Source organism: Pseudomonas sp. GM55, assembly GCF_000282395.1.
Lineage (GTDB): Bacteria > Pseudomonadota > Gammaproteobacteria > Pseudomonadales > Pseudomonadaceae > Aquipseudomonas > Aquipseudomonas fluorescens_CC.
On sequence record NZ_AKJJ01000046.1, the window covers coordinates 17,806 to 37,599 of the forward strand.

The window sequence follows — 19,794 nt, forward strand, 5'->3', positions numbered from 1 at the left end:
ACTCCGTGTCAGGCTTGTTCGGGGGCGGCGAACGGTGCGTCCAGTGGTGCGGTGTCAAACGTACGCAGCAGTTCGATCAGAATCTGCGTGGCCGGCCCGAGCGGTTTGTCCTTGTTCGAATACAGGTAAAAACTCGGGTTACGACTGCCGCCCTGGTCCAACGGTAGCAGCTTGAGCGTACCTTCCTTGAGTTCCCGTTCGATCATGTGCCGGGGCAGCCAGGCAAACCCCAAACCACTGCTGACAAACGTTGCGGCGGTGGCCAGGCTGCCGACGGTCCAGCGCTGTTCGGCACCGAGCCAGCCGACGTCCCGTGGTTGCTGGCGGCCCGAGTCGCGGATCACCACTTGCATCTGGCTTTCCAGGTCCTGGAAGCTCAGTTCGCGGTTGAGGCGGTGCAGGGGATGCTCCGGGTGGGCGACCGCGACGAACTCGACGTCGCTCAGTTCCGCGCCCAGGTAACCGGGAATGCTGAACCCGGTGATGGCCAGGTCGGCCACGCCTTCGAGCAGCACTTCCTCCACACCCGACAGCACTTCCTCACGCAGGCGCACCCGGCAGCCGCGGCTTTGCGGCATGAACGCGGTCAAGGCGCGGACGAGGCGGGCACTCGGGTAAGCGGCATCGACCACCAGGCGCACTTCGGCTTCCCAGCCCTGCTCCATGTGATGGGCCAGGTCTTCGAGTTGACTGGCCTGTTTCACCAGTTGCCGGGAGCGGCGCAACAGCACGCCGCCGGCTTCGGTCAGCACGGCTTTGCGTCCGTCGATGCGCAGCAAGGGTACGCCGAGCTGATCCTGCATGCGTGCCACGGTATAGCTGACTGACGATTGCGAGCGATGCAGCGCCTCGGCGGCCTGGGCGAAACCACCGTGATCGACCACGGCTTGCAGTGTTCGCCATTGATCAAGGGTCACGCGGGGCGCTTTCATGTTGAGCTCCTCTTGTCCTAAGCTGGCAGCCCTTATTGGAGGCTGCTGAATGAAAAAATTCTGTTGTGTGCTGCTGGCGCTGCTACCGCTGACAGCGATGGCTTACCCGATCGATGTGAAAAAAGACCTCAATGGCATGAAGATCGATTACCAGACCTACGACACGGATAACGACATCGGCTCCATTCAGGTGGCCAACTACGGCGACGTCGATGCGAGCTGCAAGGCCGTTTTCATCAATGGCCCGGAAGCGCCGCGTTCCCGCAAGATCGACGTACCAGCCGGCAAGCACAAAAATGCCACGGCCAAATTCACCCGCAGCATCATCAAGCTGCGCATCGAGCTGACCTGCACCCCGAAATGACAGCAATCTCCTGTGGGAGCGGGCTTGCCCGCGAAGGCGGTGTGTCATTCAACGTTGATGTCGACTGACACGACCTATTCGTCGGAACGCCGCCCGGAGCAAGCCCGCTCCCACAGAGTATGTTGAGCTTATAAACGAATTTATTGATGGGTTATAGCAGTTATTTGCGCTTTTTCATCGATATGACTCTGTTTAACCTTCACTCCATCGACTTACAGCATTCCCAGATGGAGGCTACATCCCATGTCCCGCGTTCTGATCATCGAAAGCAGTGCCCGTCAGCAAGACTCGGTTTCCCGCCAGTTGACCCAGACATTCATCAGCCAGTGGAAAACCGCTCACCCGAATGACCAGATCACCGTCCGGGACCTGGCCGTCAACCCGGTGCCGCACCTGGATATCAATCTGCTGGGTGGCTGGATGAAACCCGCCGAGCAGCGCAGCGACATCGAACAGGCGTCCCTGGAGCGCTCCAACCAGTTGACCGATGAATTGCTCGCCGCCGATGTGCTGGTCATGGCCGCACCCATGTACAACTTTGCGATCCCCAGCACCCTGAAAGCCTGGCTCGACCATGTACTGCGTGCCGGTGTGACCTTCAAGTACACCGAAACCGGTCCGCAGGGCCTGCTCAGCGGCAAGCGCGCCTTTGTGTTGACGGCTCGCGGCGGCATCTATGCCGGCAGCACTGCCGATCACCAGGAACCGTACCTGCGTCAGGTCATGGGCTTCATCGGCATCCACGACGTGACGTTCATCCACGCCGAAGGCATGAACCTGGGCGGTGACTTCCAGGAGAAAGGCCTGAATCAGGCGAACGCCAGGCTGTCGCAAGTGGCCTGACCCGTTAATCGCCAGATAATCGCTGGATGGTCTAGTGACCTGGCGCAACCCCTTAAGCCTGTACGCGCATCGAACCTCCCTTCGCACTTGTTGCTCCTGAGTGCTCTGGCCCGACTGAACGCTTTAGCGAGATCGGGCTTTTTTTTGCCTGCGATTTGACGAACACCTACAAAACCCTGTAGGAGCGGGCTTGCTCGCGAAGGGGGACTGTCAGTCGACATAAATGTTGGATGACATACCGCTTTCGCGAGCAAGTCGAATCGCCGCACCGCCGCTCCCACAAGGTTTTGCGTCATGGCTACTGTCGCGATTCAAAGCAAAACCCGCTATCGTCGCCGCCATTCGAAATGAGGCGAGCATGGGCTATCTACTTATTGTCACGCTGATCCAGGCGTTTTCCTTCAGTTTGATCGGCGAATACCTGGCCGGTCATGTCGACAGTTACTTCGCCGTGCTGGTGCGCGTGCTGCTGGCCGGGCTGGTGTTCCTGCCACTGACCCGCTGGCGCTCGGTGGAACCGGCGTTCATGCGTGGCATGCTGTTGATCGGCGCGTTGCAGTTCGGCGTGACGTACGTCTGCCTGTACTTGAGCTTTCGCGTACTGACGGTGCCGGAGGTGCTGCTGTTCACCATCCTCACGCCGCTGCACGTGACCCTGATCGAAGATGCTCTGAATCGTCGCTTCAATCCCTGGGCCTTGATCGCGGCACTGGTGGCGGTGGCGGGGGCGGCGGTGATCCGCTTTGACCGGATCAACCCGGACTTCTTCATGGGGTTCCTGTTGCTGCAACTGGCCAACTTCACCTACGCCGCCGGGCAGGTGCTGTACAAACACCTGGTCGCGCGCCATCCGAGCGATCTGCCGCATTACCGACGTTTCGGCTTCTTCTACCTCGGCGCACTGGCGGTGGCGTTGCCGGCGTTTCTGTTGTTCGGCAAACAGAACTTCCTGCCCGAAGCGCCGTTGCAATGGGGCGTGCTGCTGTTCCTCGGCCTGGTCTCGACCGCTTTGGGGCTGTACTGGTGGAACAAAGGCGCGTGCCTGGTCAACGGCGGGACCCTGGCGGTGATGAACAACCTGCATGTGCCGGTGGGGTTGCTGATCAACCTGCTGATCTGGAACCAGCACGAAGAACTGGGGCGGTTGTTGCTCGGTGGTTCGGTGATTTTGCTGGCGGTGTGGATCAGTCGGTTGGGTATACGCAAACCTTTGACCGTTCACTAAACCCTGTGGGGCGCCCAAAAAATCATTTGGGCGCCAACTGATCCACCAGAAACCCGATAAACGCCCGGGTCTTCTGCGGCACCCGCCGTGCCGACGAATACACCGCGTTGATGGTGATCGCCGGGGCCTGCCATTCGCACAGCACCGGCACCAGCCGCCCTGCAGCCAATGCATCCTCGACGATGAAGTCGGGCAGCAGGGCGATGCCCATGCCGGCTTCGGCGGCCTGGGCGAGCAAGTCGCCGTTGTTGGCGTGCAACGGGCCGGTGACGTTCACTCGCTGGGTTTCCTTGCCATTGCACAGTTGCAGGCTGACACCGCTCTGCAGATACCCGTAGTTCAGGCATTGATGGGCGCGCAGATCCTGCGGAGTCTGCGGAACGCCCGCGCGCTCGAGATAAGCAGGAGATGCCACCATGATGCGCGGTGCAGGCGCCAGTTGCCGGGCGATCATCGTCGAGTCCGGCATGCTGGCGATGCGGATGGTTACGTCAAACCCACCTCGAACCGGGTCGACTTGCTGGTCGCTGAGCACCAGTTGCAGCTCGATGTTCGGGTGCAATTCATGAAACAGCGGAATCAACGGCCCCAATCGCCGAAGACCGAACGACATCGGCGCATTGACCCGCAACACACCGCGTAACTCGCCGATGCCGTCACGGGCGCGTTGCTCGGCCTCGTCCAGCGCCGCCAACACTTCCCGTGCCGCTTCGAAATACTCGGCTCCGGCTTCCGTCAGGTGCAGGCTGCGGGTGGTGCGTTGCAGCAATTGCACGCCGATGGCTTCTTCCAGTGCCTGAATCTGTTTACTGACTTTCGAGCGCGGCACATCCATGGCCCTGGCGGCTGCGGCGAAGCCGTTCTCGCCGACCGTGACGACGAAGGCACGCATGCATTCGATGCGATCCATATTGTCCCTATTTTGGAATCAATGATTCTCGATTTTAGGTAATTGTCCCTTTTATAGCTAGCCCCTAAAGTGACATCCAAGCCGACAGCAAAGCCTCTTGCGGCAACGTCGACCAACCCTGAATTCATTCGAAAGCATCGACATCAAAAGGAACGCGCCATGTCTATTCGTGAACTGCTCAACCCAACCAACTCCGCCTTGATCCTGATCGACCACCAGCCGCAAATGGCATTCGGCGTTCAGTCCATCGACCGTCAGACCTTGAAGAACAACACCGTCGGCCTGGCCAAGGCGGCGAAGATCTTCAACGTACCGACCATCTACACCTCGGTCGAAACCGAAAGTTTCAGCGGTTACATCTGGCCCGAATTGTTGGCTGTGCACCCGGATCAAAAACCGATCGAACGCACTTCGATGAACTCCTGGGAAGACAAGGCACTGGTTGACGCGGTGAAAGCCACGGGGCGCAAAAAACTGATCATCGCGGCGCTGTGGACTGAGGTCTGCCTGACGTTCCCGGCATTGGAAGCCCTGGCTGAAGGCTACGAGGTCTACATCGTCACCGACGCTTCCGGTGGCACCAGCAAAGAGGCCCACGACATGTCGGTGCAACGGATGATTCAGGCCGGCGCGGTACCGGTGACCTGGCAGCAAGTGTTGCTCGAATACCAGCGTGACTGGGCGCACAAGGACACTTACGAGGCGGTCATGGAACTGGTGCTGGAACACAGCGGCGCGTATGGCATGGGTGTGGATTACGCCTACACCATGGTGCACAAGGCACCGCAGCGGCAGGTCAAGTGACCCGCAAACGCTGAAATGGATGTACCCCTGCCCCTGTAGGAGCGAGCTTGCTCGCGAAAAACGTCTGAACAGCGCGATCAATCAGACAGCACGCGTTATCGTTGACGTCCATCGTCGGAACGCCGCCCGGAGCAAGCTCGCTCCTACAGGTTTTTTGTGGTGTTACATCCTGCGTTTTTCGGCTTCGGGAATGTGGCCTGCACCCAGCACTGCCGGCAGCAGCCCGGCCCGTAAATCCGTACCGCTCGGCTGCTGGTACAGGCTCAAGCCAAACTCCGGCAGCACCGCCAGCAGGTAGTCGAAAATATCCCCCTGGATCCGCTCGTAATCGGCCCACGCCGTGGTGCGGGTAAAACAGTAGATTTCCAGCGGAATACCCTGGGCCGTGGTCTGCATCTGGCGGACCATGCAGGTCATGTTCGGCTGGATCTCCGGGTGACTCTTCAGATAGGCCAGCGCATAGGCGCGCAAAGTGCCGATATTGGTCATCCGCCGGCGGTTGGCCGACATGGCCGCGACGTTGCCCTGGGCTTCGTTCCAGGCCTTGAGTTCAGCCTGTTTGCGGGTCATGTAGTCGGTGAGCAAGTGCACCTGGGACAGCTTCAGCTCTTCGTCGTCACGCAGAAAGCGTACGCCGCTGGCGTCGATGAACAGGCTGCGTTTGATTCGGCGGCCACCGGAAGCCTGCATGCCGCGCCAGTTCTTGAACGACTCGGACATCAGGCGCCAGGTCGGGATCGAGACGATGGTCTTGTCAAAATTCTGCACCTTGACCGTGTGCAAGGTGATGTCCACCACATCGCCGTCGGCGCCCACCTGGGGCATCTCGATCCAGTCGCCGACCCGCAGCATGTCGTTGCTGGTCAACTGCACGCTGGCGACGAACGACAGCAGCGTGTCCTTGTAGACCAAAAGAATCACCGCCGACATGGCACCCAGACCCGACAGCAGCAACAGCGGCGAGCGGTCGATCAGCGTGGCGACGATGATGATCGCGCCAAACACGTACAAGACCATTTTCGCCAGTTGCACATAGCCTTTGATCGAGCGGGTGCGGGCGTGCTCGGTGCGGGCGTAGATGTCCAGCAGGGCATTGAGCAGGGCGCTGACCGCCAGCAGCAGAAACAGCAAGGTGAAGGAAAGCGCGACGTTGCCGAGGAATTTCAGACTGGTTTTGCTCAGGTCCGGCACCAGATTGAGCCCGAACTGGATCACCAGCGAAGGCGTGATCTGCGCCAGGCGATGGAACACCTTGTTCTGCAGGAAATCATTGACCCAGTGCAAGGCCGGCTGGCGGCCGAGCATTTTGGTCGCGTGCAAAATGAGGTAACGCGCCACCCGTCCGAGGAACAGCGCCAGCGCCAAAAGCAACAGCAGCGACAGGCTGGAGTGCACGAGCGGGTGCTGGTCGAGGGCACCCCAAAGGTCTTGGACGTTGATCCAGAGCTGTTTGATATCCATGGTTGAAACGATTCTTCTGTAGAGCGCGAGGGGGCGATTAGAGCATTTAAGACGCTTTGTATTACGTTTGGGGCAAAATAAGGCAACAAAAAACCAACTGTTTACCGCCATTTGTATAAAGAAACTCGGCCTGAGCGCTCGAAACCGTTACCCTATGCAGCTGTTTTTTTGCATTTCTTCGAGGTAGCACCCGTGTTTTCCCAATTCGCCCTGCACGAACGCCTGCTCAAAGCCGTGGCCGAGCTGAAATTTGTCGAGCCAACGCCTGTGCAAGCCGCGGCCATTCCGCTGGCGCTCCAGGGGCGTGACCTGCGGGTGACGGCGCAAACCGGTAGCGGCAAAACCGCTGCATTCGTTTTGCCCATCCTCAACCGTCTGATCGGCCCGGCGAAAATCCGCGTCAGCATCAAGACCCTGATCCTGCTGCCGACCCGCGAACTGGCCCAGCAGACGCTGAAGGAAGTTGAGCGCTTCTCGCAGTTCACCTTCATCAAGTCCGGCCTGATCACTGGCGGCGAAGACTTCAAGGTCCAAGCCGCGATGCTGCGCAAGGTGCCGGACATCCTGATCGGTACGCCGGGCCGGATGATCGAGCAACTGAACGCCGGCAACCTCGACCTCAAGGAAGTCGAAGTCCTGGTGCTCGACGAAGCCGACCGCATGCTCGACATGGGCTTTGCCGAAGACGTGCAGCGTCTGGTGGACGAATGCCCGAATCGTCAGCAGACCATGCTGTTCTCCGCCACCACTGGCGGTTCCGGCCTGCGCGAGATGATTGCCAAGGTCCTGAACAACCCTGAGCACCTGCAACTCAACGCGGTCAGCCAGCTGAACGACACCACTCGCCAGCAAATCATCACCGCTGACCACAACCAGCACAAAGAACAGATCGTCAATTGGCTGCTGGCCAATGAGACCTACCAGAAGGCCATCGTCTTCACCAACACCCGGGCCATGGCCGACCGCATCTACGGCCGCCTGGTGGCGCAGGAATACAAAGCGTTCGTGCTGCACGGCGAGAAGGACCAGAAGGATCGCAAACTGGCGATCGACCGCCTGAAGCAGGGCGGCGTGAAAATCCTCGTGGCCACCGACGTCGCCGCTCGCGGCCTGGACGTGGACGGTCTGGACCTGGTGATCAACTTCGACATGCCACGCAGCGGCGACGAATACGTGCACCGCATCGGTCGTACCGGCCGCGCCGGTAACGATGGCCTGGCGATCTCGTTGATCTGCCACGGCGACTGGAACCTGATGTCGAGCATCGAGCGCTACCTCAAGCAGAGCTTCGAGCGTCGTACCATCAAGGAAGTCAAAGGCACCTACGGCGGACCGAAAAAGGTCAAGGCTTCGGGTAAAGCCGTCGGCGTGAAGAAGAAAAAGACCGACGCCAAGGGCGACAAGAAGAAAACTGCCGCCAAGACCCCGACCAAGCGCAAGAGCGCCAACCGGCCCAAGAGCGACTCCCTGGTCAGCAAGGACGGCATGGCCCCGCTCAAGCGCCGCAAGCCGGAAGCGCCAGCGGCTGAGTAAGTCGTTGCAGGTGACTTAAGAAAAACCCGGACAGTGTCCGGGTTTTTTGTGTCTGATGATTATCCGCCGTGGCAGCAGCTCGACTTCTCGTGTTCCTCATATTTGTCATGATGCCGCACCCACTCCATGATTTCGTCCTCGTTGCGGCCCTTGGGCGTCAGGTCGAGGTAGTTGTAGGCGCCGACCAGCAAGTCCAGGCCCCGGGCATAGGTGGAGTAGGTATGGAATATTTCTCCGGCGTCATTGCGATAAAACACGCTGAGGCCGGGGAGTTCTTCCTCGGAGCCGTCGGTTTTTTCGTAGTTGTATGTAGCCTTTCCGGCGGCGACCTCTTCGGCTCGGGCACAGACGCCAAAGTCGTAGTTGAAGTCGCATCCTGCTGACGACACCCAATCGAACCTCCAGCCCATGCGCCGTTTGAACGCCTGGAATTCAGCGAACGGTGCGTGGGAAACCGCCACCACTGCAATATCGTGGTGGGCCAAATGCTGGTTGGCGCCGTCGATGTGGTCGCTAAGGAATGAGCAACCGGGGCAGCCCTCGTCCCAGCCCTCGGCGAACATGAAGTGATAGATGACCAACTGACTGCGGCCGCCAAACAGGTCCGCCAGTTTCAGTTCGCCGTTGGGCCCCTGGAAGCGGTAGTCCTTGTCGATTTTCACCCAGGGCAGGGCGCGACGTTCGGCGCTGAGTCTGTCCCTTTCCTTGGTGAAGGCTTTTTCGTGGGCAAGGTGCTGTTTGCGGGCGACGAGCCATTCTTCCCGCGACACGACGGGATGATTCTGAGTGTTCATGTTGTTTTCTCCTGCGTGGAGCGGGGAGGGGACTTACACAGCCTAGTCGTTTGGATGGCGTGGAATTCGACATACCGCCGGTCGGTCTTCAGCAAAAGCTCGGCTGATCGACAGCGGTGTTTCCGGTAATGATCACCCGCGGGCAGGGGCTGGACGAGCAGGACGATGCATCCTGTGGGGTTTGGTGGCGCTTAGCTTTGTTTAACCGCTTTCAAGCACTTCAGATCACTGAAGTCCTTCCTCACACCCTCGATTTTCTTCAGCAAACGTTCGCGCTGGTTTGGCGTGCTTTCAGCCATCAGATCCACGAACAGCGAACGCGCCTGGGCCTCGGTGTTGGCAAAGGCCTGACGATAGGCGGGTGTCCACAAACTCTCACGATTGACCAGAAGTATCTCGATGCGTTGTGGGAATTGTGGACTCTGGCGTTGGGCAACAGCTGCACTGAATTGCTTCTGCCAATGGACCCGGTTGGCAAGCCACTGGGTGTTCTGCTCGCCCAGGGCGCTGGACCATGTGGCTACCCGCTGTTGCTGGGTGGTGCTCAGTGGCCCGAGCCAGTCGTTCAGGCGCTTTTCCATGCGTTCGCCACGCTCCTTGATCTGCTGCTCGAGGGAGGGCTTGAGGTATTCCTCCTGGCGCTTTCGCTGGTCCTTGGCGAAGGCTTCATTCATCTCGGCGACTTGCTTGTCATCCAGCCCCTGCAGCAACTCGATGGCCGACGGGGTGATTTCCCGCGCGGTCTCGGCGATCGCCTGTTCGGCTTCGTGGGCGCGGGCCTGCAAGGCGGCATCGGTGACCTGGTTGGTCGCGATCATGGTTTGCAGGCGGTCCAGCCAGTCGAGGTAGCCGGGCAATTGGGTGGTGCAGTGCCAGCTCAGGTGTTCCTTCAGGCGTACGTTCAGCCAGCTTTTTTGCTCGCCGTTCATGTCCAGATAATCGCTGAGCGTCCACGGGATGATCACGTCGAGGTTGCGGTAGGCCAGGCCTATGCGGCTGCACGCGCAGAGGGCGAGGGTCAGCACGATGGCGATGTGTTTGAACCAGCGGGACATGGGCGAATCCTTGCGATAGCCAGTCTTCGGGGTCTGATTCTCATGTGAACCCAGAATGGGCCTGGCAGTTCAGCCGGGCAACTGCTGTCGCTCGTGGATTTTCACAGGATTTGGTGGAGTGTCGGCGGGGAGAAACGAGGTTCCAGTCCAAGCGCTTCGAAGCTCAAAGCGCTTTGGGACCAGGTGAAGCAGGGGGGATTACTTTTTGCCCAGGGTGATCTGCTTGGACGGGCCGAATGTCTGGCCGCTGACGCCTTTGGCTATTTGCTGGATTTCACCGCCGGACTTGAGGAACGCAGCGATCTGGCTGTTGATCGATTCGCTGGTTTCGACGGCTGGAGCTGGCTTTGCTTTGCTGGTGGATGCTTTTACGCGCATGGCGGCCATTAACCTGTAGAAAATTAACTTGGCCAGGCATCGTACAGGAATCACCTGGTAATTGCTTGGCAAATATCCCCTCGCAATAATCATGAGATCGGGGTAATCAATCATCGGCCAATATTCGAAATAGGCGTCTAAGCCGCTGTTTTAACTAAGAACATTGCCTGGAAAAATACCGCGTTACGCTTGCCTGGGCATGGCGTAAATGCCCGGATCGGTCTGACGAGCGGCCAGGTGTGCGATGAAAACCCGGGAAAATCAGGGCCTCCAGAGGATTTTCGCGTGCCACCGGGCCGGCTGCCGAACGCAGTGCTCAAAACCGGGTAGAATGCCGCCCACGCAAAGAGGGTATTGGACATGGCTTTAGTCGGGCGTTACAACAGTTTGCAAGTGGTTAAACACACTAACTTCGGTTTATATCTGGACGGTGGCGCGGATGGCGAAATTCTTCTGCCTAATCGTTATATTCCAAAAGATATTCCTACCGAAGATGAAGACTGGCTCAACGTTTTTGTTTATCTGGACAGTGATGACAAACTCATCGCAACTACTGAAAAGCCGAAAGTTCAAGTCGGTGAATTCGCCAGTTTGAAAGTTGTTGAAGTCAACAGCATCGGCGTATTCCTGGACTGGGGTTTGCCGAAAGACCTGTTGCTGCCGTTCTCCGAAGAGAAGCGTCAGATGACGGCGGGCGAGTATGTGGTGGTGCACGTCTACCTCGACAAGCACACCCGTCGCATCACCGCGACCGCGCGTCTGGACCGCTACCTGGACAAGACCCCGGCCAACTACACAGCGGGTCAGGAAGTGGATTTGCTGGTGGCCGAAGCCACGGACATGGGCTTCAAGGCCATCATCAACAACAAGCATTGGGGCCTGATCCACAAGAACGAAATCTTCAAGTTCATGCGCGCCGGTAAAGAGGAAAAGGGTTTCATCAAGGAAGTGCGCGCCGACGGCAAGATCAGCCTGAGCCTGCAGCCGGTCGGCCAGGAAGCGGCCACCAGCCTGAACTCGAAGATCCTCGCAAAACTGCGCGAAAACAACGGCTCCCTGGCGGTCAGCGACAAGAGCGATCCGGCGTTGATCAGCAGCCTGTTTGGCGTCAGCAAGGGCAACTTCAAGAAGGCCATTGGTGCGTTGTACAAGAATGGCCAGATTGTCATTCATGCCGATCGCATCGAACTCAGTTGATGTTCTGACAATACAGAGAGCCAGGGTGGCGCAGGCAGAGAAGTAGAGGTCTCTGACAGGCGGCATTTTCTGGCCTTCTGGTTAATAATCGACAACATGATTTTTCGCCCCGGTGTTTTCTTTTCCAACGAGAAGGCCGGGGTTTTGCTTTTACTGCCGAGTCTTTGCCATGGATTGTGTCTTCGAGGTGTTCCGGTGAGCGCCACCCGGCGCAGCGCCGACGGGTTTGCCCTGCAAGTGATGGTCGGGTTGTGCCTGGTCTGGGGCGTTCAACAGGTGATGATCAAGTGGGCGGCGGCCGATATCGCGCCGGTGATGCAGGCGGCCGGGCGTTCCGGTATGTCGGCGTTGCTGGTCGGGTTGCTGATCTGCTGGAAGGGCGGCTGGAATCAGGTGGGTACAACCTGGCGCGGTGGCCTGTTGGCCGGTGCCTTGTTCGGCCTGGAGTTCTTCTTCATTTCCGAAGGTCTGCAACTGACTACGGCGGCGCACATGTCAGTGTTTCTCTACACCGCGCCGATCTTCACCGCATTGGGTGTGCACTGGTTGCTGCCCAGTGAGCGTCTGCGACCCTTGCAATGGCTGGGGATTGTCCTGGCCTTTATCGGGATTGCCATCGCGTTTGCTGGCGGAGTGTCCTGGGACAACCTTGATTACCGCATGTTGATGGGCGATGCCTTGGGTGTGCTGGCGGGCGCGGCCTGGGGCGCGACCACTGTGGTGGTGCGCGCCTCGCGCCTGTCGGAAGCGCCGGTGACCCTGACGCTGTTCTATCAGTTGATCGTCGGTTTCTTCGGGTTGTTGTTGATCGCGCTGCTCAGCGGCCAGGTCACCCACGTCAGCCTGACCACCGTTGCAGTCACCAGTGTGCTGTTTCAGGGCGTGGTCGTGTCGTTCTTCAGTTACCTGGTCTGGTTCTGGCTGCTGCGTCGTTACCTGGCAGCGAACCTCGCGGTGTTTTCGTTCATGACGCCGTTGTTCGGCGTCACGTTCGGTGTGGTGCTGCTGGGCGAGGCGCTGAGCCTGAACTTCATCATCGGTGCAGTGCTTGTATTGGCGGGCATCACGTTTGTCAGCGCTGAGCAGTGGTTGCGCCGTCGTTTGCGCAAAGCCCTGGGGCAGAACTGACCGGCGCGAGCGACAGACCGCCGGCGATCAGCAAGCCGCAGCCGGCGACCACCAGTGCCGGCTGCAAACCGCCACTGAAATGACTGCTCAGCGCCGCCAGCAATGGCCCGCTGAGCTGGCCCAAGGCAAAGCAGGCCGTCAGCAGGCCGGCATTGCGCTGGGTGGCGTGGGGCGCCAGCTCCCGGGACCGTTGCATCACCAGTTGCATGCAGGCCAGGAACGGCGTGCCGCACAGGATCACACCCAACGCCAGGCCGGGCCCGTTGCCCAGCAGGCAGGCGAACACGCCAGCGGCTTGCAGGCATAACGTCGCCATCAACCAGTGACGCGTGGCGTCGGGCTTCTGCCGACGCAAACTCACCAGCACCACACCGGTTGCCGCCGCCAGGCCAAAGCACGGCCAGAACAGGTCGGCCTGCCATTGGCCATGGAACTGCGCGTTGGCCATTTGCGACAAAAAGGTCGCCGGGATGATGTAACCCAATCCGTACAAGGCATAGATCAAGCCCAGGCGACCGATGCCTTGAGTGGGCGACGGGCTGGCGCTAGGTGCAGCAGTCGCGGTGGCGGCCGGTTGTGGCAGGAACGGCAGGATCCCCAGCAGCATGGCCAGCCCCACAGCGGCGTACACCAGCCACAAGGTGGCGGATGTCTGGCCCAGCAGATTCGAGCCCAGGGCCAACAAACCGGTCAGAAAAATCCCCAGGCCCGGTCCGGCGAAGACCAGGGCGCCGAGCCGAGGACGACCGGCCGCTGCCGCGAGCGGTTGGCTCAGGGCGGTGATCATCACCAGCACCCAGGCGCTGGCTACACCGGTGCCGAAGCGCAGCAGCAGGTGCGGCCAGAAACCATTGGCCCAGAACGAAGCCAGGGTCAGCAGCACGCACAGCCACAGTCCGCCGAGCAAGCGCCGGCGCACTTGCGCGGGACGCCGGGAAAACATGGCATCCACCGCGCCGATGAAATAACCGAGGTAGTTGGCGGCGGCAATCAGTCCGGCGGCGGTCAGGTCGATCTGACCTTCGCTGAGCAGATGCGGCAGTTGCGGTGTCAGGGCAAAACGGCCGATGCCCATGGCCATCATCAGGGCAACGAAACAGGCGGATAAGCGAATCAGGGGGGACATGGTCGGGATTCCGTTCAGAGGATCAATGACCGTCAGGCTAGGACTGATTGACTTTCTTTAAAAATGAATAATATTGAGTAACTTGTTCTGTTTTGGAGAGTGTCGTGGAGTTCAGCCAATTGCGCATCTTCCAGGCGGTGGCGGAAGAGGGGTCGATAACCCGAGCCGCCGAACGGCTGCATCGAGTACCGTCGAACCTGTCGACCCGGCTCAAACAGCTGGAAGAGCAACTCGGCGTCGAACTGTTCCTGCGCGAGCGTCAGCGTTTGCAGCTATCACCTGCGGGAAAAGTCTTGCTGGACTACACCGCCAAGCTGTTTGCCTTGCACGATGAGGCCAGCGCTGCGGTGCAGGGCGGGCAACCGGCGGGGGACTTCGTGCTCGGCACCATGTACAGCACCGCCGCGATTCACCTTCCAGGGCTATTGGCGCGCTACCACCGTTTGTATCCGGCGGTGAACCTGCAAGTGCAATCCGGCCCCAGCGGGGAATTGCTCGAAGGCCTGCTTACCGGCCGACTCGATGCGGCGCTGGTGGATGGCCCTCTGGAACTGGCCGGGCTCGACGGTGTGCCCTTGTGCGACGAGCGTCTGGTGCTGATCAGCGAGGCTGATCATCCGCCGGTGCGCAGTGCGCTGGATGTGGAAGGGCGCGCGGTGTTTACCTTTCGCCAGGGCTGTTCCTACCGCATGCGCCTGGAAGCCTGGTTCGCCCATGACCACGCGGCCATGGGGCGGGCGATGGAGATCGAATCCTATCCGGGGATGCTGGCGTGTGTGATTGCCGGTTCCGGCGTGGCGCTGATGTCGGAGTCGATGCTCGCCAGTTTGCCGGGCCGTGAGAGTGTGGCGGTGCATCCGTTGGCCGAGCCGTTCGCCAGCGCTACCACCTGGCTGATGTGGCGCAAGGGCATGGTCGGGGCCAACCTTAATGCCTGGATCGAGCAGCAACAGGAGGTTTTTCCACCGGCACCGGCACTGGTGCAGGAAATTGCCTGAACACAGGCTGATTGTGATGGATTCAGTAACAGATCATTGCGACTTTGCACGAGCATTGCGTAGGACTTCGGACTATTATCAGTGCGAACGGGCTTCAGAATTTTGGCCGCTCGGCACTACCCTGAAGGGGGCACCATGAAAGAGAAAATCCAAAACTGGCTGCATGACCTGGGCGTCGCTCTCGGGTTGATCGAGCCGCCACTGCAACCCGTGCCTATTCGTACTGATGACGAACAGCGCCGACGCCAGCAACGTCGCCGGTAAAGCAGACTCCCGATCGCTAGTGAGGGTGGGCTTGTTCCAACAAGCCCCCTCGCACAGAACAGCGTGCTGCCATTCAATCCTGATGGTCAGAGACTGCGCATTTGGCAACCCATCTCAATACCGCCCGATCTCCAGCAAAAACCGGCTCAAATCATTCGCCGTCCTGGCGGATTTCAGCATCCGGTCTTCCTCGGCGGTAAATGCCGTTACACCCAGCTCATCTTCCAGATGGAAGATCAGTTCTTCGATATCTTCCTTATCCAGCCCCAACTGCGTCAGGCTGGCATTGTCGTCGAAGTCATCCCGGCTTTCCAGCAGGCGGCTGATGTAGCGATGCACGACAGAGCGAACGGCAGCTTTTTTCATGGGCGTTTCTCCAAGGGAGGGGGCTCTCGGTGCCGGTGCAATTCCTGCCGTTGAGTACAGCAGGCTTCAGCCGTGTGAGCGCTGCCATTCGTCAATCATGCTGCGCAAATATGCCCCGGAAAAACTGCCGAAATGTCCACCATGCACCGTTCGGATCGGTAGCGCGTGCAAGCGTTGCAGGCTGTGGGCGTAGTCGTCGAGATTGGAGTGGTAGGCGTCTTCGATCAGTGGGCCGTCGTAGATGATGTCGCCGCTGAACAAGGTCTCGGTGGCGGCTTCGTACAGGCAGATGCCCCCCGGCGAGTGTCCCGGCGTGTGCACGACCTGCAACACCCGGTTGCCAAGGTCCAGCACATCTCCATCTTCGATAAACCCCGTGGCCGGTGCGGCTTTGACCCGGTATTCGGCGTAGCACAGCGGGCAATCCGGGTGCGCCTCGAACATGTCGTCGCCGACAAAGGCCTTGCTCAAGTCGTTGTCGCCATCCGGTGCGGCCAGAATGTCCGCTTCGGCCGGATGCACCAGACGTTCAGCGAATTCGTGATGACCGGCGATGTGATCGAAATGGCAGTGGCTGGCCACCGCTACCAGCGGCCGCTCGGTGATCCACGGCAATTGCTCGCGCAGGCTGACCAGGCCCGAGCCGCTGTCCAGCAGCAGGTCTTTGTCGCGGCCCTGGATGTGCCAGAGGTTGCAGCGGTAGAAGGGGCGGATGTACGGCTCGTGGATCAGGCGGATGCCGTCACTGAGATGTTTGACTTCAAACCACTGATCGCGGCTGACGATCTTCATAAGCAGTTTCCTTCAGACGAAAAAAAACGGGTGTGGCAACCGACGCCACACCCGTCGAAGAAAGCATCAAGTCGTTATGTTCAGCTTAGGCCGCGCTGGCCACTGCTACCGGGCGACGGGACATCAAACTTACCACCACGAAACTCACCAGGCCTACAGCGAGGCTGTAGTAGATCGGGGTGTTGGCGTCCAGACCGTCCTTGAACATGAACAGCAGCGCAGTGGCGAAGCCCATGCCCATGCTGGCGATGGCGCCGGCGGTGGTGGCGCGTTTCCAGAAGATGGCGCCCATCAGCGGGATCAGCATGCCGCCCACCAACAGGTTGTAGGCCAGGGTCAGGGCACTGATCACGTCGTTCACGACCAGGGCAATGGCCAGCACCACACAGCCGGTCAACAGGGTGAACAGGCGGTTGATCGCCAGGCTCGACTGTTTACCGCCACGCAGTTTCGGCAGCAGGTCTTCGGTCAGGGTGGTGGCAGCGGCCAGCAGGCCGGCGCTGGCGGTGGACATCATGGCGGCCAGTGCGGCAGCGATCACCAGGCCACGGATACCGTCCGGCAGGGACAGTTTGACGATGGCGGCGAAGGCGTTGTTGACGTTGTCCAGATCCGGGATCAGTACATGTGCAGCCATGCCGATCAGGGCGCAGGCCAGGCCGTAGAGAATGCAGTAGATACCAGCAGCGGTACCGGCAACCTGAGCCACTTTGGCGGTCTTGACGGTGAACACCCGTTGCCAGATGTCCTGACCGATCAGGATGCCGAAGAAGTAGATCATGAAGTAGGTGATGATGGTGTCCCAGCCGATGGTGGTGAAGCTGAAGCTCGCCGCCGGCAGTTTCATCACCAACTCATCCCAGCCGCCGACGCGGTACATGCAGATTGGCAACAGGATGAACATCAGGCCTACGGTCTTGATGATGAACTGGACGATGTCGGTCAGGGTCAGGGACCACATGCCGCCAATGGCCGAGTAGATCACCACGACGCCGCCGCCAAGCAGTACCGAGATCCAGAACGGCAGGCCGAACAGCACTTGCAGAACGGTGCCGATTGCCAGGATCGAGGTCACGCCGATCATCAGCGCGTAGGCCAGCATGATCACCGCGCTCGCGGAGCGGGCCATCGGGTTGTAGCGTTTTTCCAGCACCTGGGTAACGGTGTAGATCTTCAGTTTCAGCAGCGGTTTGGCGAGGAACAGGTTCAGCGCGACGATCCCGCAACCCAGTGCGGCACACAGCCAGAAACCGGAGATGCCATGTACGTAGCCCAGACGCACGGTGCCCACGGTGGACGCGCCGCCCAGAACGGTGGCAGCCATGGTGCCCATGTACAGGCTTGGGCCGAGGTTGCGACCGGCGACCAAAAAGTCTTCGTTGGTCTTGGCCTTGCGCATGCCGTAGTAGCCGAGAAGCAGCATCGCAGCGGCATAGATGAGTACAACGAATAAATCCAAAGCCATTATGGCGTGTCTCCGATTGTCTTTTTTATGTGAGGCTGAAAATCAATCCCTGTGGGAGCGTGGCTTGCCCGCGATGGGGACACCGCGGTCTGTCAGGCTGACCGCGTCATCGTTCATCGCGGGCAAGCCCGCTCCCACAGGTAGTGCATTTAATGCGTTTATCAGGCGACTTGTCGCATCGCCGGATTAGCGAGCGAATCCGTGCGCTTGTTGCGAAGGTCGTTCGGGCCGTACACAGCGCTGGCTTCCGGGAACACCTTGAGCAGGACCAGGTAAACCACCGAGGCCAGGCCCAGGGTCACCGGCAGGCTGATGTCGATACCACCGGCCATTTCGCCCAGGGGGCCGACAAATTGCCCCGGCAGGTTCACAAAGCACAGGCCGACCGCGGCACTCGGGATCCAGGCCCCCATGCCACGCCAGTTCCAGCCGTGGGTGAACCAGTAGCGGCCACCTTTCTCGCCACGGGTGAACACTTGCAGGTCATCCGGGCAGTAGAAGCCGCGACGGGCCAGCAGGCCGATGATCATGATCACCATCCAGGGGGTGGTGCAGGTGATGATCAGTACGGCGAAGGTCGACACGCTCTGCACCAGGTTCGCCGCGAAGCGCCCGATGAAGATGAAGGCAATCGACATCACACCGATCAGCAGCGTGGCCTTGACCCGCGACAGCACCCGTGGGAACACGCTGGACATGTCCAGGCCGGTGCCGTAGAGCGAGGTGGTGCCGGTGGACATGCCGCCGATCACCGCGATCAGGCAAACCGGCAGGAAAAACCAGGTCGGGGATACTGCCAGCAGGCCGCCCACATAGTTGTTGGCCGCGATGTAGTCCGGTGCCTTGATCGCCACGATGGTCGCGGTGGTCAGGCCGAACAGGAACGGGATGAACGTTGCGATCTGCGAAATCACCACCGCCGCCATGATGCGACGCTTGGAAGTGTCACGCGGAATGTAACGCGACCAGTCGCCGAGGAACGCACCGAAGGAAATCGGGTTGCTCATGGCCACCAGTGCAGCACCGATGAACGCGGCCCAGAAGCCTGGTTGGCCCAGGTTGACGCTACCGGCGTAGTTCACATCGAAAGGACCGGCGAAAGCGAAGACGCCCAGCAGGAACAGCAGGCTGGCACTCCACACCGCGATCTTGTTGACCCACAGCAGGAAGCGGAAACCATAGATGCACACGGTCAGCACCAGAATCGCGAACAGACCGTAGGCCAGGCCCAGGGTCAGGTCGGTTTCCGGCAGGCCGATCAGGCGTTTGGCGCCACCGATCAGCGCATCACCCGAACTCCACACCGAGAGCGAGAAGAAGGCGATGGCGGTCAACAGCGACAGGAACGAACCGACGATCCGTCCGTGCACGCCGAAGTGCGCACCGGAAGACACGGCGTTGTTCGTGCCGTTGATCGGGCCGAACAGGCCCATTGGCGCGAGGATCAGCGAACCCAGCAACACGCCCAGCACAATCGCCCAGACACCCGCCTGGAAAGACAGGCCGAACAGCACCGGGAAACTGCCGAGCACGGCGGTGGCAAAGGTGTTGGAACCACCGAAGATCATCCGGAACAAGTCCGTCGGGCCTGCGGTGCGTTCGTTGTCCGGGATCTGTTCGACCCCGTGGGTTTCAATTTGCGTAAGGCTTTGGTCTTTGTTGTTGTTATTCATGATCAGCTCCGATCATAAAGGCGCGCTCATCGTGCGTGAGCGTCACCTGTGTTGGCTAAGGGGTTGGCAGCCCTTCCGGCATCGCGGACAAATGTTCGTGACAGGCCAGCCAAAGGCCTTGTTGTTCTTGGCCAGACGCTTGTTTCCTGAAAACAATCGTCTCGCGCTCCTGGCTAAAGTGCTGCTCCCCTTGCATGCGCAGCTCGGTGGCTACGTCATGGATGAAAATCGCCACGTCACCCTGCAGGCTGACGAAAGCGTTGCTTGAGGTGCACGAGAGCACCTCGAAGCCATCCTCGGCGCGCCAGCTGTCCCACATCGCCTGATAGGCGTCGCGCGACAGCAGGGGCTGTTCGAGGGTGTAGAAGACGAAGCTGGCATCGGCGCTGAACGCGCCGAAGTAGGCTTCGCGATCGTTACGGGCAAAAGCGGACACCAGATCGGCGGCGGCTTTCAGAACCTGATCACGTTCGTTCATGGTCCATC

General features: G+C 59.8%; 21 protein-coding genes. 9 read left to right on the top strand and 12 right to left on the bottom strand.

Features of this window, described 5'->3' with window-relative positions:
• Nucleotides 1-8: 8 nt before the first annotated feature.
• Entirely contained in the window at nucleotides 9-932 is a 924-nt protein-coding gene (locus tag PMI31_RS11725) for a LysR family transcriptional regulator (RefSeq protein WP_008018223.1), read from the bottom strand.
• A gap of 49 nt (nucleotides 933-981) precedes the next feature.
• Between PMI31_RS11725 and PMI31_RS11730 the strand changes: the two genes are divergently transcribed.
• From PMI31_RS11730 to PMI31_RS11740, 3 genes are all read left to right on the top strand, one after another.
• Complete coding sequence (locus tag PMI31_RS11730; protein ID WP_008018224.1) at nucleotides 982-1,296, top strand: hypothetical protein; 315 nt, start codon at nucleotides 982-984, stop codon at nucleotides 1,294-1,296.
• 243 nt (nucleotides 1,297-1,539) lie between these two features.
• On the top strand, nucleotides 1,540-2,139 hold the full coding sequence (locus PMI31_RS11735) for an FMN-dependent NADH-azoreductase (protein ID WP_008018225.1): 600 nt from the start codon (nucleotides 1,540-1,542) through the stop codon (nucleotides 2,137-2,139).
• A gap of 358 nt (nucleotides 2,140-2,497) precedes the next feature.
• Entirely contained in the window at nucleotides 2,498-3,364 is an 867-nt protein-coding gene (locus PMI31_RS11740; RefSeq protein WP_008018226.1) for a carboxylate/amino acid/amine transporter, read from the top strand.
• 22 nt (nucleotides 3,365-3,386) lie between these two features.
• Here PMI31_RS11740 and PMI31_RS11745 read toward each other — a convergent pair whose 3' ends face one another.
• Nucleotides 3,387-4,274, bottom strand: a complete 888-nt coding sequence (locus tag PMI31_RS11745; protein ID WP_008018227.1) for a LysR family transcriptional regulator — start codon at nucleotides 4,272-4,274, stop codon at nucleotides 3,387-3,389.
• 159 nt (nucleotides 4,275-4,433) lie between these two features.
• On the opposite strand from PMI31_RS11745, the gene PMI31_RS11750 reads away from it, so the two are divergent.
• Nucleotides 4,434-5,078: a hydrolase gene (locus PMI31_RS11750; protein WP_008018228.1), complete on the top strand. Its 645-nt coding sequence runs from the start codon at nucleotides 4,434-4,436 to the stop codon at nucleotides 5,076-5,078.
• Between the two features lie 162 nt (nucleotides 5,079-5,240).
• Here PMI31_RS11750 and PMI31_RS11755 read toward each other — a convergent pair whose 3' ends face one another.
• Nucleotides 5,241-6,539 (bottom strand): mechanosensitive ion channel family protein, encoded by a 1,299-nt coding sequence (locus tag PMI31_RS11755; RefSeq protein ID WP_008018230.1) that lies wholly within the window; start codon nucleotides 6,537-6,539, stop codon nucleotides 5,241-5,243.
• Between the two features lie 192 nt (nucleotides 6,540-6,731).
• On the opposite strand from PMI31_RS11755, the gene PMI31_RS11760 reads away from it, so the two are divergent.
• Entirely contained in the window at nucleotides 6,732-8,072 is a 1,341-nt protein-coding gene (locus tag PMI31_RS11760) for a DEAD/DEAH box helicase (protein ID WP_008018231.1), read from the top strand.
• 59 nt (nucleotides 8,073-8,131) lie between these two features.
• On the opposite strand, the gene PMI31_RS11765 is transcribed toward PMI31_RS11760, so the two are convergent.
• The 3 genes from PMI31_RS11765 to PMI31_RS11775 all read right to left on the bottom strand — a co-directional run bounded on the left by PMI31_RS11765 (nucleotide 8,132) and on the right by PMI31_RS11775 (nucleotide 10,308).
• A complete protein-coding gene (locus tag PMI31_RS11765) occupies nucleotides 8,132-8,866 on the bottom strand; it encodes a DUF899 domain-containing protein (RefSeq protein WP_008018232.1) in 735 nt (244 codons plus the stop codon).
• Between the two features lie 191 nt (nucleotides 8,867-9,057).
• Nucleotides 9,058-9,921, bottom strand: coding sequence for a DUF6279 family lipoprotein (locus PMI31_RS11770; RefSeq protein ID WP_008018233.1), 864 nt, complete (start codon nucleotides 9,919-9,921; stop codon nucleotides 9,058-9,060).
• Nucleotides 9,922-10,119: 198 nt separating this feature from the next.
• A complete protein-coding gene (locus PMI31_RS11775; RefSeq protein WP_015096330.1) occupies nucleotides 10,120-10,308 on the bottom strand; it encodes a hypothetical protein in 189 nt (62 codons plus the stop codon).
• Nucleotides 10,309-10,659: 351 nt separating this feature from the next.
• Between PMI31_RS11775 and PMI31_RS11780 the strand changes: the two genes are divergently transcribed.
• Together PMI31_RS11780 and PMI31_RS11785 are read left to right on the top strand one after the other, a co-directional pair.
• Complete coding sequence (locus tag PMI31_RS11780) at nucleotides 10,660-11,496, top strand: CvfB family protein (protein WP_008018234.1); 837 nt, start codon at nucleotides 10,660-10,662, stop codon at nucleotides 11,494-11,496.
• Nucleotides 11,497-11,691: 195 nt separating this feature from the next.
• The gene (locus PMI31_RS11785) at nucleotides 11,692-12,624 is read left to right on the top strand and encodes a DMT family transporter (protein ID WP_008018235.1); all 933 of its coding nucleotides are present in this window, start codon (nucleotides 11,692-11,694) and stop codon (nucleotides 12,622-12,624) included.
• Here PMI31_RS11785 and PMI31_RS11790 read toward each other — a convergent pair.
• Nucleotides 12,569-13,750, bottom strand: a complete 1,182-nt coding sequence (locus tag PMI31_RS11790; RefSeq protein ID WP_008018236.1) for an MFS transporter — start codon at nucleotides 13,748-13,750, stop codon at nucleotides 12,569-12,571. The genes PMI31_RS11785 and PMI31_RS11790 overlap by 56 nt on opposite strands.
• Before the next feature lie 104 nt (nucleotides 13,751-13,854).
• Between PMI31_RS11790 and ptrR the strand changes: the two genes are divergently transcribed.
• Nucleotides 13,855-14,748, top strand: a complete 894-nt coding sequence (gene ptrR, locus PMI31_RS11795; protein WP_008018237.1) for a putrescine utilization regulator PtrR — start codon at nucleotides 13,855-13,857, stop codon at nucleotides 14,746-14,748.
• A 135-nt stretch (nucleotides 14,749-14,883) separates the two neighbouring features.
• Nucleotides 14,884-15,012, top strand: a complete 129-nt coding sequence (locus PMI31_RS31630) for a PA1414 family protein (RefSeq protein ID WP_007914492.1) — start codon at nucleotides 14,884-14,886, stop codon at nucleotides 15,010-15,012.
• 114 nt (nucleotides 15,013-15,126) lie between these two features.
• Here PMI31_RS31630 and PMI31_RS11800 read toward each other — a convergent pair whose 3' ends face one another.
• The 5 genes from PMI31_RS11800 to PMI31_RS11820 all read right to left on the bottom strand — a co-directional run bounded on the left by PMI31_RS11800 (nucleotide 15,127) and on the right by PMI31_RS11820 (nucleotide 19,786).
• The gene (locus PMI31_RS11800) at nucleotides 15,127-15,378 is read right to left on the bottom strand and encodes a hypothetical protein (RefSeq protein WP_008018238.1); all 252 of its coding nucleotides are present in this window, start codon (nucleotides 15,376-15,378) and stop codon (nucleotides 15,127-15,129) included.
• Between the two features lie 66 nt (nucleotides 15,379-15,444).
• On the bottom strand, nucleotides 15,445-16,170 hold the full coding sequence (locus tag PMI31_RS11805) for an MBL fold metallo-hydrolase (protein WP_008018239.1): 726 nt from the start codon (nucleotides 16,168-16,170) through the stop codon (nucleotides 15,445-15,447).
• 85 nt (nucleotides 16,171-16,255) lie between these two features.
• Entirely contained in the window at nucleotides 16,256-17,635 is a 1,380-nt protein-coding gene (locus PMI31_RS11810) for a sodium:solute symporter (protein WP_008018241.1), read from the bottom strand.
• A 161-nt stretch (nucleotides 17,636-17,796) separates the two neighbouring features.
• Nucleotides 17,797-19,308: a purine-cytosine permease family protein gene (locus PMI31_RS11815; RefSeq protein WP_008018243.1), complete on the bottom strand. Its 1,512-nt coding sequence runs from the start codon at nucleotides 19,306-19,308 to the stop codon at nucleotides 17,797-17,799.
• Between the two features lie 55 nt (nucleotides 19,309-19,363).
• Nucleotides 19,364-19,786 (bottom strand): YybH family protein, encoded by a 423-nt coding sequence (locus PMI31_RS11820; protein WP_008018245.1) that lies wholly within the window; start codon nucleotides 19,784-19,786, stop codon nucleotides 19,364-19,366.
• Between the last annotated feature and the right edge of the window lie 8 nt (nucleotides 19,787-19,794).